The sequence below is a fragment of the Halogranum amylolyticum genome (assembly GCF_900110465.1).
In the GTDB taxonomy this organism is placed as follows: Archaea; Halobacteriota; Halobacteria; order Halobacteriales; family Haloferacaceae; genus Halogranum; species Halogranum amylolyticum.
Genome location: NZ_FODV01000042.1, coordinates 1 through 15641, shown reverse-complemented (window position 1 = coordinate 15641; position 15641 = coordinate 1). Strand labels below are relative to the sequence as shown.

Genomic DNA, 15641 nt, shown 5'->3' with positions numbered 1-15641 from the left:
ACGGGGACTTCTCAACGAACAGCAGACTCGAAAACTATGGCAGTTGTTAGGGCTCCTCGACCCCGAGGAATGTCTCCTTCAACTGCCAGAATGGCTGGCCGAGAAGAAAGTCGAATCCAAGAACAGAACCACGCCTACGATATTCGTTGGCTACATCTCTAGAGAGACCGAGGACGCAATTCTCTTCGAATCATCTGCGGCGGCTCGACCACTGATGGGACTCGCACACCAGATGCACTCGCTCGAAAAGGGAATCGAACGCACCGAAGACGATACTGACCGCCACAAACAGCTGGAGGATCAGTTTCGAGAACACGAGCGGAAGTTTGATGATCGGGATGATCTACCCAGCCTCTCCGACGAGTGGCTTCCGAGAAGCCAGCTCGGGACGATTGTTCGGCGCTGTACATGAATCGAATACCGGCTGTTACTCTGGAACCACTGTGCGAGATACGCGCTGTGAGTTCAGCACGCCCACAGAAACCTCACCGGATGCTGTCAGAAGTGGCGTGCTGAACTTAGAGGATGAGTCCAGCAGGTGGGTATGCTCTCCACCAGCTCAAATGACGTTATACAGCGTTTAGTGCCCTATTCTGTTGGTTCTGACGGGAGTAGCCCGAGCTGTTGCATCACACTGAGATAGTCGAAACTGTCCCACTGCTCAGCTATCTTCCCATCCTCGGTCCGGTAAATCGAGATCCCCGAACCCTCCCAGGACTTTCCGGTTGGCTCTTCGGTCAACAATGACGGGCCAGTGTTGGTCCCTCCCATCGTGTACCGCAGGACGACCCGGTCCCCTTCACCGATGAGGTCATGAACTTGGATTTCGAGGTCAGATGTCCCCGCTCGGACCGCTTTGACCATGTCTTTCACGCCAGCTAAATCGTGATCGCCAAGCGGGTCGTGCATGACGTACTCGCTCGTGTATGTATCGTCGTCCACCTCTCCCGTATTCCACTCGCTGAGGACGGCTTCCCGCACGATTTCCTTTCGGTCTTCAAGTGTTGTGCTGCTCATGTCTCCTCGGTTATGGAATACGTTCTATTGTGTTATAACGTTAACATTATGTTCTCGTTTTCCGAAAGACAGCAATTGACAGGAAACGTGTGACGGACGAGCTACGTACCGAGGACAGATAGGGAGAAATTTGCGCGCTGAGTTCAGCACGAACACAGAATCCTCACCGAACGCTGTCAAGAGAGGCGTGCAACACTCAGAGAGTGTCCCTTGCACCGTCGCTGTCAGCACAACTCAGAAGCGATCAGCCGACTATTCGCTTGGCTGCTGAGACACAGCGGTGCCGGCAGTAACACGTTCGGTCGATACTCCGTCGGGAAGGTCACGTCGGGAGACCGGCTCAAGAACCAGGAGCTCCCCATCTTCCGTTTCCATCCACTCGGTTCCGGCCTCTGTATCCCAGCAACAGGGTGTCCAGGTCCCCGATTCAAGCCGTTCCCAGATCTCGACGTCCCCGTAATAGCACCCATCACTACATCTGTAAATCGGCTGAGATTTCATACTTGAATATTAAACCCTCAAGAGGAAAATGAGTTGTGGCTACCATAGTAGGATGATATTTAATCTCGGAGTTTTCCCAATATACACATTGATGCTAATTATTGTACTTTAGTGTCTAAAAACGATCCTGTATGAATCACAGACTAGAACAGTGAGAGAAGAGAGAATTCAGTGATGGATTCGCGCGCTGTATTCAGCACGCAGATTTCAGCAGGTAGGCTTCCTGTGATGTTACAAAATACGAAAACTTTCGCGAATCCCACTCAGTAGCCACTCTACTTGTCCAACTCTTGCAGTTCCGCAAACACTGATTCGGCTGTGGCAGACTCCTCAGACGTCGCCACATCCGTTTCATCGGTCTGCTTACCGATGGGGTCGTCCTTCGTAGAGTCTGTCCCGGCGGTTTCATCGGGTGGGGAACGCTCCGTATCGTCGAGGATTGTGAGATCGGCGGCGGACTCTGCGCCTCGCTCAACGGCAATCACCGTCCATGTTTCGGCGTCAGGCACCTCGCCGTCAAAGAGGCGCTCGGGAACACGAGGCTGATAGACACGACGCCATCCTTCCTCATCGTCGATTGCGCTTTCAGTCGTGGGATATCCCGAAGCGTCGGTCCATGCGTCATTCGGACTGTCGAAGGTTGCGTGCGCTTCCCCACTCGAGTCTTCCAACGCCAACTGCCCTGTCGCAGGATCATACACCCATACCGTCCGTTGCGCTCCTGTGTCCTCGACGTAGACGCGCTCACCGTCGATACGCAGCGCCTTGTGGTTGTATACGACCTGCCGTCCGTCATCGCGTTCGGCGGCCACGTAGGGTGGGTCAGTCAACGCATCGTACACCGTCTGGGCGTTCTCTTCGCGCGCGAGGAACACACAGTGCTGCTCTCGATCAACAGCCTTCGCAAGATTCCGAACCGTCTGGGCGGGTTTCGTCGACGTCGACGATTCGGCTTCAAGCGCAGCCACATCCCCATCGGTCAGTCGCGAGACCACCGGATGTTCGTCGGTGAACTGCGCATACGCTTGCGCGATCTCGCTCATCCCCATGCCCTCCGTCTCCGGCGTCACATCGACCGGGTCGATGAGCCCGTCCGGCATGTCTGTCCCGTCTTGGTTCGGGAGGCTGACGACGAGTCCGAGTTTCGTCAGTGGGTCGTAAGCGTCTTTGAGCAACTGCCGATGTTTCCCACCACCGGTGTTCTCTGAATCACCGGTCCCAAGGATTCGTGTCTCGCCGGTCGGCGTCGTCCGAAGATACATGCCGTCGTCGCGTTCTTCGACCTCCAGGACGTCGCTTGGAATCGACTCGAGGGCGTCCCACAGCTGACCGAGACTCAACTCCGACTCGACGTATCGCTGAATCCGGTCGGTTGCGGCGTCGGCCGAGACCCACGTACACCCCTCGCCATTCGCGCGAATGCTCTCGTCGTAGACGGCTTTGACTGCCGCGTCGGTATCGGCCGAAGCGACCGCTTCGTCGTCGGTGTCTCGAGACGGACCCCCGCCCTCCGAGGGATGGAACCGCGACTCGGATTTGATTTCGGCGTTCGTCCGCCGTCGCGTCCCATGCTTGTCCAACAGATCCGAAATCAACTGCTCGGTCTCTGCCTCTGACCGTGCAATGTTCTCGTTGGCGACCTCGTCGATCGGCGGGAACGCATCGACCTTGTAGGAATGCGTGAGTTGGTCGTTTTCGTCGTGAGTCCGCATGTAGATGCGGTACTTCGACATATTCGTCAGGTCGTCCCACTCGATATCTTTCGAGTGTTGGGCGGCGATGACCTTCGCGTCGTCCGGGCCACCGGGGTTGAACGACAGGAAGGTCTGACACTGGTTCTGGATGGACTTGGCAATCCGGTCCGGCAGTTGATTCGAGGGGTTCTGACAGGCTAGGGTAATCGAGAAGTCGAACGCCCGCGCCTCCGAGAGGATAGTGTGAATCGACGATTCCTCGGTGACGATCGAGTCGAACTCGTCACAGACGACGAAGAACGGCGGCGCCTTGGGGTTCTCTCGAACAGCCACCCAGGCGCGGCGAATCAACGCCGTCGCGAACATCCGCTTGACCGTCTCCCCGGATGTCTGATTGCGGACGATGATGATGCCACCGTCGTCGATGACGTCTTCGACGGACACCGTGCTTTCAGGATGCGCGATTAACTCTCGAATGACGTCGTTCTCAACCCATTGCTGCAGTCGCCCAAGCAGCGGTTCGAGCTTGTCGTCGTCCATCTCCGAGAGTTGATTCCGGGCGTAATCTTCGATGAACGCGATTCGCTCATCGGAGAGATGCGAGGCATAGCGCTGCCGTGCGTCCTCGTTCGACAGTGCGTAGTACATATCGAGGATGGTCAACTCCCACGGCGATTTCGCAAAGCCACGGGCGAGATTCTTCGTGACGCGTTCCATGAGTGCGCCCCAGTAGTTATCGGAGCCACCGGCTTGTGCGAGCAACGCCGCCAGGTCGTCGGCAACACTCTCGATGGCACTCGCGAAGGCCTCACTGTCGGGGTCGACTGTCCCTTCGACGGGGTTCTCGAGGAAGTTGAACCCGACCTGTTTGTCGTGGTCGCCACCGAGGTCGACGAACACGACGTCGTCCTCGCGGTCTTCGGGGACGATACTGAGGATGTCGTCGGCGTCACGGCCTTTCGGATCGAAGAACATCCCGCCGTGACCGCGCTTGAGCACCTGATAGAAGTAGTTCTTTAAGAGGGTAGTTTTTCCCTTACCTGTCGCTCCTCCGACAAATTGGTGGACGTTCAGCACGTCCGGTTCAATCCCGGCCTCGGTGCCGTTTTTCGTCCCACGACCGTACCAATACGGTTGCGTCGGGTCGGTCGTGTTCATCATCGCGACCTGCTTCTCGGCGGCCGACGCCGATGCAACGCCGTGATCTTCGAAGTCGAAGCGTGGGGTGCCTGGAGGGATTCCGTCGCCGCTCCGGGAGAGACTCCAGGCGACATTGGCGGTGTTGATGTCGCCGTTCGGGACGTGCACAAGGCCGGCCGTCTCGCTTTGACTCTTCACGAGCTGCTGTTCTTCGTACTCCCGTGCGGCCGCCTTCTGCAGCGTCTCCCGGAGGTGCTTCCCAGTGAGCGGCGTCGCCTCGAGGCCTTGCTTCGTCGAGGACTCGTAGTAGTTCCCGAACATCTCGGCGGCCCGTTCGGCCCGATTCTTCGCGACCGTCTCATCGGGAGAGGCCGCAAAGACGCGGATGTTCAATCGCCAGGCGTGCTCGCCGTGCTGATTGCCGAGTATCTTTGCGGCTTTCTTCTCTTGGGGACTGGGGTCGTACTCGACGACCTCTTTCGTGAATAGCCGCCGCTCTTTCTTCAGCGTCGGTTGCTTCAACTCGTGGGCAATCTCATCGAGACTCTCGCCACCGTCGACGCCGTCGACCCACGACTGCATGGCGGGTTTGAACAGGACCTGGACGACGACCTCACAGTCAGCTTTGTCGTCACGCATCGTGCCGACCATCTCGGAGGTGATTGACCCGAAGGGGTCGGTGTCGAAGCCCTCTAACTCGACGTGCCGAATCGGGAAGAGCGTGTAGCGCGTCGTCGACAGCTCAGCGCCAGAGACGTGGACGTCCTCCTCGAGGCCGATGAACTCTGCATCCGAATCACGGTGCAGTTGCGCGTTCGGGTAGTGGTTCTGAATCTGCCGCTCGAAGGCCGACTCAAGCCCGTCTTTCCCGGGGATGAACTGGAAGTTCACCCGTTCGTTCGTGTAGCGCATCTCGAAAGCGTGCGCCGGGGAGACGTTCTGATCCGACCGAAGCCGTCGGGAGTTCGTCTCGACGTTGTGCAGACTCGTGAGCAACTCGGTCGCGTTCGCGATCCCCTCCGAATCCTTGTGGGGGCGGACCTGAATCGCATCCGCCTGCGGGGCGACGTCGGGGGCGGCCAGCGTCACCGTATCGTAGGCGTCGTCACTGCCGAAGAGACTCATTGGACACCTCCCGTGGGAACGTCGTGTCCCTCGAGATACTCCTCCAGCCGGCCATGCTCACGCGGGGTGTAGGAGAGCAGTGCATCCTCAAGTGGCGACGCTTGTACCCGGGTTTGGATCCACCCTTGGACGCCTTTCGCGTTGATGAGACACTCCGAGAAGCCCTGGCCGGACTTCCCGGCAGTCGCACCCTCCTGGACGAACCATGTCTGTTTGTCGTTCAATCCGAAGCCGTCGGTGAACACCCGCTTTTTGGCGAGAGGATTCGAGAACAGATGAATCATCGAACACTGCTCGGTAATCGTGTCTTTGTTGCCGGCTGCTGTTCCGAGTGTCACGAAGTCCTTCGGAGACTGCGAGAGGAACCACATACACGCGTCGTAGCGGGCCCACTCACGAGCGGCCTTCTGCAGCCACTGAACCATCGACTCGTCATGCAACAGGAAGTGCGCCTCGTCGATGAGGAAGACGACCTCGCCGTCGGCACGTTTGACCTTCTCGTAGACCTGCGACAGCATCAACTGCATCATGGCCGATTTCTCGGCGTCGTTCTCACTGTCGACCTGCTGGAGGTCCAGGTAAGCCATGTCGACGTCTTCGTCAAGTAGACTCCCTGTCTCCGCAACGAGGTTCTTGTACTTCCCGTCCTCGCGGAACGACGAGAGTTTCGTCAGTAGCTCGCCGATCTCGCGTTCACGAACCTCGACCTCATAGCCGGCGTCACTGAACGAGTACTCTTCGGGCGCCTCGGACATCTCAACCAGTTTGTCGACGAAGTCACCGAGCGTCGGGGAGTCGTTGGTGAGACTCGCCGGCTCGTTCGGGTAGATGTCGTGGTCGGCGTAGGTCTCTTCGAGGGTGTGGCTAATCAGCGGCGCATGTTCGGAGGCGCCGGTGACACCCTGCGAGCGCAGTAGGTTAACGATGAACTGCGTCGCTTCGTCGATCTTCATTCGGAACTGGTCGATCTGGCCACCGGCATAGTCAGAGACGTACTCCGGAGGTGGGGAGATAGCCAGTGGGTTGATTTGCTGTTTCCCGTCGACGACGATGTGTTTGCCACCGAGCAGCTGGGTGAGGCCGTCGAAGCCCGACTGGGTGTCACAGACGATGAGCGTCCGGTCGTCGCCTTCGAGATACCACCGGGCGGCAGCCTTCGACGCCGAGTAAGTCTTCCCAGAGCGGGACTGCCCGGCGGTGAGCATATGTGGTGGCCCCGGCCGGTCGAACGGGTCGATGCGGATGAGCCCACCGTTCTGTTCGTTCCGTCCGAAGTCCATCCCCTCGGGTTCGATGACGTCTTCGGCACTCCACGGGAACGCCGCGCCGATAGCGCCGCCGAGCACACGGGTGCTCTTTTCGACATCAGCGACCTCGCGGAACGCATCTGTCCCACACGGCGACGCTGACTCGTAGGCTTCGTGCTGGCGGTCGCCAACGACGACCGGATGGCAGTCTGCCGGCGCCGACTCAAGGATGTCACGAACGGCTTCGGTGTCTTCCTCCACCTGCTCAACGGTGTCACCGCGAACCGTCACGTAGGCGGTGAGACGCCACGGTTGGGTCGGTGTATCCCGGAGCAACTCTCGCATCTTGACGTAAGCGTCGATATCGTGTTCGACGTCCATCGCGGTCACGTCGGACTCCTCGCTTCGTTCCATCGCTTCGGCGTCGACCTGGGCAATGTCGGTCTCGAGGTCGGCGATGACCTGTTGTTTGTCCTCGGGGACGACGCGCAGGGTGACGTCGAGATCGAGTCCAGTCTGGTTGAACAGATCCCGGAGATACATCGCATCCGGAGCTGTCGGAAATTCAGCGACCCACAGCACCCGAGCGTACTCATTGCCGATTTCGATGAGCCCACTGTCGGCGTCGTACACCTCGGGGTTCGTCATGTTCTCCGCCGGAGTCGTGTCGGCGTGGAGCGAGGCAAAGCCCTCGCTGTCGGTAGCGTCTCTCCGTGCGTGGTCGTACTCCGAACGCTCGGTGAGTTTTTCGACGAGCCCGTCACTCGGTGATTGCTCGCGACCGGTCCAATGTCGCATCACGATCTCGGCGTGTTCTCTGACGCCGACCGGGACGGCCGAGACGCCGTTGACGTCTGCGAGGGCGCTACAGACGGCATCGAGTCTCGACTGCACCTCCTCGGCGACGTCCTCTGTTGTGACGTCGGCTGCAGGGTTCGAATCAGTGAGCGGGTTGAACGTGTCCCACAGGGAAGGAACGTCGTTGCCAACACCGACGTCGATCGGCGTGGCGTCCATGACGATGTAATAGCGCCACTCCCGGGCGTCCCATGCGTCGGCATCCTCGCCCTCGAGGAAGGCGCCAACGTCGCGAATGTATTCGGCCTGCAAGTCGTCATCGAATTCGCTTGCTCGCTCGCGGTACTGCTCGGCAAGGATGTCTTCGCGATACGGTCGCGTCGTCGCGAACACGCGGAACGAATCGTCTTTGATGCCCTCGTCGATGGCACTCGACAGCGCTGCGGCGAGACTGTTCTCTTTGCTGTCGCTCATGAGCGCGGTGTTGGTCGGGGAGATACGCACAGCGCCGACGACACGGCCGTCGTGCATTTCGATCGTTCCGTCCTCACGGAAGCGGCGAACCCCAGAGACGTCGTTGGCGACGGTGTCGTCGTGGGACCACGGCATCACCTTTGAGCGCTGTAGGTGGACATGCTTGTTCCGAACCATCTCCCGGGGTGAGGTCCACTCGTCGGTCGTGACCTTCGCGACCATGGCGCCAAAGGAGAGCGCCCCGACCGCTGGGATACTTACGAGTGAGGCCGTGGGGTAGCCCGCCATGAACGTGCCAACGCCGGCGACCCCAGCGAGTCCCGCAGGTATGAACAACGGGAGGTCATTGCGGGTGCATGGCCCGAACACGCGTAAGTCGGTGTCTACCCGTGGGAGGGTGAGCTGGGTCGGGTCGGCGCCGAACTGGTCGTCCTGGTTCGTGTTGTCACTCATTATCGTTGTCTGTGGAGAATTTGTCTGCTAACGTCTCGAAGCCGCCAGAGCTCGTATTTGTACTCCCGGCTGACGAGCCACTGCTACTCGGTCGGCTGTTGGTTCCGCTCGAGGCGTCCGAAGCTGGACTCCGGTCGGTTGATGTTACGCGTGAGCGGGCGCTTGCGGCGTACTCTTTCGCCGAGTCTGTCGCCCGATTCCGGACGCGATCTGCAGCTTCCTCGGGTTTCTGTTTGAGGCTCCCACCGAGAATCATCATCCCCGAAGGGATCACCTTCTTCATAAATAGGATTGGAGCGCCAACAAGGGCGATTCCGAGCCCTACACTCGTCGCGACGACTGAGGCAACGAGTTGATCGCCACTGCCGAGCGTCCACTCGAGTTCGTAGAGGAAGCGCAGGACGCCCGACTGAAAGACCTTCAGGAGGAGCAGCGTCCCAAACGTCGAGATACCGATATCGCCGAAGCTCTGTAGTGACTTGATTGGCGACCCGCGGAAGGCACAGAACAGGGGCCAGAATGCGACGAGGAGGTGTGCAATCCAGTACTCGGCGACTAAGACGAAAAACCCGAGAATGACGACACTAGTCTTGATGAGGACTAGCATGACACCAACAACGACGCCGAGACCAAGCTTCGTCACACTTCCATAGGAGTTCAACAACTCTGTTCCAGATGGAGCGAGGCCAAGACTAATTGCGTCGGCTGTGTGGAGTCCGAACGCGCAGACGATCCAGCCAGCAAGTATCAACACGAATTGATGTGCCTGGGTCCGGTGGAGTTGCCGTCGCTCTCGCTCGGGTTTCGACTGTGCGACGAGCGCACTAATTGGAAGGATCGACAGAGAGAGCCCCGCCATAATCCAATACGTGGTCCAGACTCCAGGCCATTGGCCGTTTGTCGGCGACATCCAGGAGTTGGGGTCCGTGGTTTCGCCAGGTGCAGGGAGGCCAACAACTAATCCATTGAATGTACCCAGAAGGTCTTTGGCACCTGAGACAAGGCCACCAACGAAGCCCACAAGCACCTGCTTTGCCCACTCCCACGGGTTGACATTGATTAGTCCGTCGCCACCGGAAGCCGTCTCATCACCGGCGGTTGCGTTTCCAGGTGTAGCTGTACTCGTATCTGTCGGGGGTGCTGCCGCGACCGGCGCGACAGCGAGACTAACCAGAATTAGTAGCAACACGGCAAAAACAGCACTGCAAGCGCCGTGTCGCCCGAGTTTGGACAACACGGTTAGTCTCCTCAGAGTGGGGTAACCGCGATGGTAGCGACAGTGAACTCGAAGCAACTGAGCGTCGAGACACCAGCAACGTCAAGGACGCCAGCGATCACCGCCGGGCCAATGGCACCAACAGCCATCGTCTGCGCGCCGCCTTTCACCTGCGCGTTGCCTTCCATCTGCTTCTGGGATTTGGAACTGCCCTTCTTGTCGAAGCCCATCAGCGTCCGGAAGCCGCCTTTGACGATAAGGAACACCGAGACAGCGCCAAGCGCGAGCGAAAGCAGCTGTCCAATGCCGGTCCCACACATCGCTTCTGAGACGCCACTCTGTGCAGTTACCGTTCCCGTGGCGAGATACATCCCGGCTGCAAGCGTGCCGGCGAACTGCTCTTTCACTCGATCCGAGATGGAGAATCTCGAACGAGGGCTATTTTCGTTTTCGGCAATCGTCTCAGGCATAAGTACAATTTATTCCACTCTCGATACTAGTATAAAAGTTACGGAGTGTACAAGATTTATGTATGTTAAATTTGTAAACAAGAGGGACGTACAGTCAATGTGAAAAGATAAAATGCCAAGCGTACAGAGAGATGGAGTGATGGACCTCACTGACTCAGATGAAGCGATTCTCGATGTGTTGGAAGAAGGCCGCGCAACCCCAGCATTCTTCGTCGAAGAGACGGGGTATTCCCGCCAACAGATCTACACGCGGCTCCGCATTCTCGAAGCCAGTGGTGCAATCGAACAGATCTTCGAGCCATCCTCGCTGTGGGAACTCAAAGACGACCCACGCGAATAATCAAGTACCCCGAACGAGAAATTAAGATCACCTATATGAGCATCAAGCGACAGGCCGCCCAGTGGACGAAGTACATCGTCGGTGCGGTGATCATGCTCATCGTAACTCTTGCTCTCACGGATTACCTCAGTGGTGGTGAGGATGTCGCTGGGATCGGCCTTCCGCTGCTCTTTGTGTTCATTCTCGCCGCGAAAGCCTACGGCAACTATCTCGGGATCGGTAGCTGACGTTCGATTCTTCGTCATCACAGCACTCTGCAAGTGTCTTAACCAACACCGCGCAATTAGCGCACGTTGTTGGTTAAGTTCAGGCCGCACCTGCACTCGGAGCCAGAAGCGAGATGGAACCATGTCAGAATGCCCCCGTGTGCAGTAACCTCAACACAGAGAACGACGTCAGCTGACGAACCACGAAGAACGCAAAAGATCCCGGTGACCACGAACCCCGTCAAGGTCATGCGATTCTCGAGAAAGAGGGCCCCCATCGATGTGTGGAAATCGCAGGACTGCGGAGGGGGCGTGAAATAAGCGACACGGAACCATGTCGAACCACCCCCGTATAGAGGAACTCCACGTACGACCCCGCCAAGTAGCCGTACTCTCTACTCGGGTGATCAAACGACCAACACTCACGGTTTCCCACACCAACCACGTTCCGCCCACACGAGTTCAACCCCATTCATACACCATTTTTCATAGAAAGTTTTAATATGATATCCACCGAGTATATTCGTGTGGAGAGCACTTTCCTACGTAGTAGTGGAGTGCAACGGAACGGAGAATGCGTAGGAAAGCGTATTCTCAAGGCCGTTCTCTTGACTTCCCGTGGTTCTGTTGTAATCCGCGTAGGAGACCGGATATGACGTTGGATTCGCGTCGACTGCTTGGTGGAGCACAGTCTCCAAGCAAGTAGCGCCAGACGTGGCACATCGACATGAAACCATGTCGCTTCTCCCGGGAACCCGATGCAGTCATGCGGGTTTCGACCTATCACCATTCATGGTGTTTGAGAGAATCACCATACGGCGGCAGGATTAGTGTCTCGGGTCGAGTGCTGTCGTGGTTGTCTGTGTGGGTGCCGTTCGTCTGAATCAACGGGATGACGACGACCCATGCCACGATGACACGATTCTATGTCGCTTACACACAACCACGTCACCAGCTTGCTATTTCGAATGATCCAAGAAGAGATCGTAAGACAGCGGCCGACCGACGTTACTCGGTCAGATGGAGGACGTGCTTTGCCAGAGCATCCATCGTCCAGTCGTTGAACACGACTTGTGCTGGTTTCCCACTTCTGACGACGATTCCGGCGTCATGGAACTCATCAATGTACTTCCGAATGGTTCGCTTCGAAGCACCGACAACGGCCGCCAACTCACCGTAGGTCGGGCCATCCATGCCAATAATCGCTTTGAGCGTCCGCCGCCGAGGCCGCGTCCCGCCGTGTTCTTTCTGACAGAGGGTCATGGTCGTCACGAACGTCTCGCGGTTGTCCTCTTCGAGCATGAGTAGTTGCTCTGCCGTCGTCAGATCGGGGACGTCGGGTTTCTCGGTATCGACAGTTGGTCCAGTTGATGCAGCCGTCGTTGAGACTGTCACTCCACCGTCTGTGGACCGGGCGTCCGAACAGACCCCCGTCCCGTTCACGACGTCGTCGACGTGATCGTTGAACGCCGGTCGACTGCGGAACGACGCACCACAGCGACAGTGTCGAGCGTACTCTAAGAAGTCGCCATCAGCCTCTGTCTCGGATTCGGTTGCCTCAGCAGCGGGCGACCCCGGAGTTCGGTCTGTATCCTCACTGCCGTTCTGCGAGCGCTCCTCTTGGAGCTGCTGCTCGAGTTGTTCGAACTCTGCGTCGATCTCGGCTTGTGATTGGGCGACGTCGATGGCGGCATTCCCCGGCTCGTCGACGTCGCCACCAGTCGTGAACCCTCGGTCGTCGTTCATTGAGTCCCACCACCCAAGCAGTAATCGCACGAATTAGCCACCGCCTCACGGGCGACAGATGCGACGTGGGACTCGAAAACGAAGAAATCGGCATTCAACGAGGTGGTTCGAGAGTCAGTTGGCTGCGTCTGTACACGTGCTGCAGTCGGTGCGGCACGCTCAAGTGCCGACATCGTCTTCATTTGCATGGCTGGTTTCTCCACGAAACAGCCAGTCCGAGTGTCCCACCACTCGGGCGTTTCAACACGCCCCTGAGGGACTGGTCTGTCTCTACCATTCACCACGTGGTTAATGGTGTTAAAACTTGTCCCAGTTGTCACGGAGAAAGTGGTTTACGTGGTGAGATGCTACCGCGGGTATGAACAATCGAACTCGTGATGATTCTGGCCGCTTCACCGAAGAGTTGACCGAGCAAGGCATTCTGAAGGCATTCGATGCATCGGACGATGCGTTTCTGACTGCCCCGGAGATTGCAGAGCTATTCGGCGTCACCCGACAGGCTGTTACGAACCGACTCAAACAGATGGAAGCCGACGGCCTCGTCGAAAGCAAGCAGGCTGGTGCCAATGCTGTTGGCTGGTGGGCGACGGTCGCCCCACGCCTCTCTGCCGAGGCCGAGCGCCAAGCGAAAGAGGCTGAGCGAGAGAACGCTGTTTCGCAGGAGGAGATGAAGCGTCGCCTCGGAATGGATGGCTAAGACTACAGTCGAGTACAGTCAGCAGGCGGCCGAACAGTTGGAGTTTCTTGAGGGTGAAATCGCCGGGCGGATCGTCTCGAAGTTCGACGACGTCGTCTGGAAACCCGAACATTACCTGAAACGTCTGAGCGGATCTAAGTACTATCGGCTTCGCGTGGGCGACTATCGGGCAATTGTCGACTGGCGACGAGACGAGGATCCCGAGGTGCTGTTCGTTCGGAAGGTCGGCCATCGGCGGAATATCTACGACTGACTGGCGTATACTCAGACTCCATTCTGCATTCGCCGGCGGTGCACGCGTGCACCACGCTGATGCGCACCTGCACCGTGTGTTACACCGTCACATCTGCACCTCTGAACCGTCGGCGGTGTTTGAGTGGTGCAGCAGTGCATCGGATATGAGCGAGCGTTTCACGAGTACCGTTCCCGACGAGTTAGCCGACGAGATCGAGGAGGGGCTCAAAGAACTACGCACCGAACGTGACAACCTTCGTCGCCAACTGCAGGCGGCCAACTCCCGCATGGACGACGTCCAGGAACTCGTCGAATACGTCGAAGAAGAACGGAGCTTACAACCTCGTCGCGAGCAGCGACGGGACGCCCCCATCTGGACGCGGGCCAAGCGGTGGGTGCTCGGCTGGGATCGCGACGACAACGAGACGAGCGATAAGAGCGCTTAGCGGAACTCTTCGTACTGTTCAACATCACAGATTTCTGACCCTCAAAAATCCGCGTGCTGAACCTAGCGCGCAAGTCGGTCACTGACACAGCACCAGTATGATAGAATTGAATCGCTCTGAACAGGCTTGAGACTAATCAGAGAGATACTTCAGTTCAAAAGGAATATGTTCTAACACAATACATTTGAAGCAGATGGACAGAGGTACAAATTCTGGCAGGCCGGATGTCAGTCTGACTCGTGGTGCAGTTCAGTTTGCTTTTGGCCTTCTAATGGTGGTCTACTCAACGATCTTATTCTTACAGGTGTCGTATATGAACGCTTCACCAGATATCGGGGCTACATCTACACCACTGAGTGGGCTTGCTTACAACGCAGGTATATTCGTAGTCGGGTCGATTCTGGTCTTTACAGCTGTTATGCATTCGATTCATAAGATTCTACAGGCTGTTTATTCCTGATACTCCACAATTCGTACAGCTACTGAACAGCCGTTTCACAACTAAGGGCGTAAAAACGAACAGTAATCGCGTGCTGAACTCACCCTCTGAGTGTTGCACGCGATTTTTGACAGCGTTCGGTGAGGTTTCTGTGGCCGTGCTGAACTCAGGGCGCGAATACGGTACGGGGCGAGTGCGATGCGAGTAGTCGTCCCTACACCGGCCTGTAGACCCCATTCGTGAGGTTTCAGTCAGACCCGAACAGCGCTTGGGTGAGTGCGCCACCGTAGGCGAGTCGCGTCCCTAGCCACAGCGCGCCGAGCGTGACGCCTACCGCCAGGAGGTAGGGACCTGACTCCGGGAGGCGACCGCTCGCCGTGCGGGCAAGGCGGTCTGCCAGAGCGACACCGCCGAACCAGACGGCCAAGAAGGCGACGTGCTGGTGAAGGGACTTCCTTCGGCGTGCGTGACGGAAACCGACGACGAGAAATCCCACGAGCAGCAGGACGCCTACAGCTGCGAGGGCGAGGAAGCGGAGCTGCCCACCGAGCGCAAACGCGGTAGGGATGCCGATTACCACTGTGAGAAAAAAGATGGTCTGGACAACTAGTCCTAAATCTGGCTCAGTATTGGAGGGCTGTTCGGACACAAATTGTGATAACAAACGAGTGAAAAATGAATCTTTTCCACACGAACAGAGCCCGGGCGTTGAGCTCGGCTCTATCCTACGTGAATGACTAGGCTATCTCCCGTGAATCTCACTGTTACTTTGGATACTTCGCTGAACTCACCCTCTGAGTGTTGCACGCCACTTCTGACAGGATTCGGGGAGGTTTCTACGGTCGTGTTGAACTTAGCGCGCGTATCGATCGCATGACTGTGGTTCAGACGCTGGACGTTCCCGCTGTGACGACAGTCAGTTTTTCTTTGAGGACGACCGTGGAGGTACTAAGAGAGCTCCCTCGGTGCTTGACGTGAGTGAGTGTGGGAACCAGGATATCGCCTCAATCACAATGGATCTCACCGCGTCGACGGTGCCGAGAAATCCATTGATTCCCTCTTTGGTGAGGGTAACTCCGAGGCCTCGCGGACGGCCGCGGTCGGTGTTAGCCGTGTTAAAGAGTGTACTACTTGTCCGTAGCCTCAGAACTACCCTACATATTTTTGTGAATCTGCATTATTTATTATGGAGTATGTCACTGGAAGACCGCTACCTGGAAAACGAGTATTACACACAGGACGAACACGGCGACTTCGACCTCTTTGATCTCGGGGATTTCGAACTCGCGCGTGGGGAGATGCTCCAAGATGCGAAACTCGCATACCAGACGTTCGGTGACCTGAACGACGAGAAGGATAACGTCATTCTCTTTCCTCACATGTATTCCGGGACCCATC

The 15641-nt window shown here is 57.4% G+C and carries 13 protein-coding genes and 1 pseudogene; 7 read left to right on the top strand and 7 right to left on the bottom strand.

Annotated elements, in window-relative coordinates; all coding sequences use genetic code 11:
* Positions 1-412: hypothetical protein (locus BSG17_RS27400; RefSeq protein ID WP_170864960.1), on the top strand; the 412-nt coding region annotated here is incomplete at its 5' end.
* Between the two features lie 176 nt (positions 413-588).
* Here BSG17_RS27400 and BSG17_RS25190 read toward each other — a convergent pair.
* From BSG17_RS25190 to BSG17_RS25165, 5 genes are all read right to left on the bottom strand, one after another.
* Positions 589-1017: an ester cyclase gene (locus BSG17_RS25190; protein WP_089828111.1), complete on the bottom strand. Its 429-nt coding sequence runs from the start codon at positions 1015-1017 to the stop codon at positions 589-591.
* Positions 1018-1793: 776 nt separating this feature from the next.
* Positions 1794-5477, bottom strand: a complete 3684-nt coding sequence (locus BSG17_RS25180; protein WP_089828109.1) for a type IV secretory system conjugative DNA transfer family protein — start codon at positions 5475-5477, stop codon at positions 1794-1796.
* Complete coding sequence (locus BSG17_RS25175) at positions 5474-8449, bottom strand: VirB4 family type IV secretion system protein (RefSeq protein ID WP_089828108.1); 2976 nt, start codon at positions 8447-8449, stop codon at positions 5474-5476. Before BSG17_RS25175 ends, BSG17_RS25180 begins: the two co-directional genes overlap by 4 nt.
* On the bottom strand, positions 8442-9686 hold the full coding sequence (locus BSG17_RS25170; protein WP_139246819.1) for a TrbL/VirB6 family protein: 1245 nt from the start codon (positions 9684-9686) through the stop codon (positions 8442-8444). The genes BSG17_RS25175 and BSG17_RS25170 overlap by 8 nt, the downstream gene beginning before the upstream one ends.
* 11 nt (positions 9687-9697) lie before the next feature.
* On the bottom strand, positions 9698-10135 hold the full coding sequence (locus BSG17_RS25165) for a hypothetical protein (protein WP_089828106.1): 438 nt from the start codon (positions 10133-10135) through the stop codon (positions 9698-9700).
* A 139-nt stretch (positions 10136-10274) separates the two neighbouring features.
* Between BSG17_RS25165 and BSG17_RS25160 the strand changes: the two genes are divergently transcribed.
* On the top strand, positions 10275-10475 hold the full coding sequence (locus tag BSG17_RS25160) for a helix-turn-helix domain-containing protein (RefSeq protein ID WP_089828105.1): 201 nt from the start codon (positions 10275-10277) through the stop codon (positions 10473-10475).
* Positions 10476-10510: 35 nt separating this feature from the next.
* Positions 10511-10702 (top strand): hypothetical protein, encoded by a 192-nt coding sequence (locus BSG17_RS25155; RefSeq protein WP_089828104.1) that lies wholly within the window; start codon positions 10511-10513, stop codon positions 10700-10702.
* A gap of 987 nt (positions 10703-11689) precedes the next feature.
* On the opposite strand, the gene BSG17_RS25150 is transcribed toward BSG17_RS25155, so the two are convergent.
* Positions 11690-12427, bottom strand: a complete 738-nt coding sequence (locus BSG17_RS25150; protein WP_089828103.1) for a MarR family winged helix-turn-helix transcriptional regulator — start codon at positions 12425-12427, stop codon at positions 11690-11692.
* 358 nt (positions 12428-12785) lie between these two features.
* On the opposite strand from BSG17_RS25150, the gene BSG17_RS25145 reads away from it, so the two are divergent.
* The 3 genes from BSG17_RS25145 (at position 12786) to BSG17_RS25135 (ending at position 13804) form a co-directional block, all read left to right on the top strand.
* Positions 12786-13124, top strand: coding sequence for a MarR family transcriptional regulator (locus tag BSG17_RS25145; protein WP_089828102.1), 339 nt, complete (start codon positions 12786-12788; stop codon positions 13122-13124).
* The gene (locus BSG17_RS25140; RefSeq protein ID WP_089828101.1) at positions 13117-13377 is read left to right on the top strand and encodes a type II toxin-antitoxin system RelE family toxin; all 261 of its coding nucleotides are present in this window, start codon (positions 13117-13119) and stop codon (positions 13375-13377) included. The genes BSG17_RS25145 and BSG17_RS25140 overlap by 8 nt, the downstream gene beginning before the upstream one ends.
* 145 nt (positions 13378-13522) lie before the next feature.
* A complete protein-coding gene (locus BSG17_RS25135) occupies positions 13523-13804 on the top strand; it encodes a hypothetical protein (protein WP_089828100.1) in 282 nt (93 codons plus the stop codon).
* A gap of 686 nt (positions 13805-14490) precedes the next feature.
* On the opposite strand, the gene BSG17_RS25130 is transcribed toward BSG17_RS25135, so the two are convergent.
* Complete coding sequence (locus tag BSG17_RS25130) at positions 14491-14823, bottom strand: hypothetical protein (protein WP_244531717.1); 333 nt, start codon at positions 14821-14823, stop codon at positions 14491-14493.
* A 613-nt stretch (positions 14824-15436) separates the two neighbouring features.
* On the opposite strand from BSG17_RS25130, the pseudogene BSG17_RS25125 reads away from it, so the two are divergent.
* Positions 15437-15641, top strand: a pseudogene (locus BSG17_RS25125) (hypothetical protein); the annotation flags it as partial.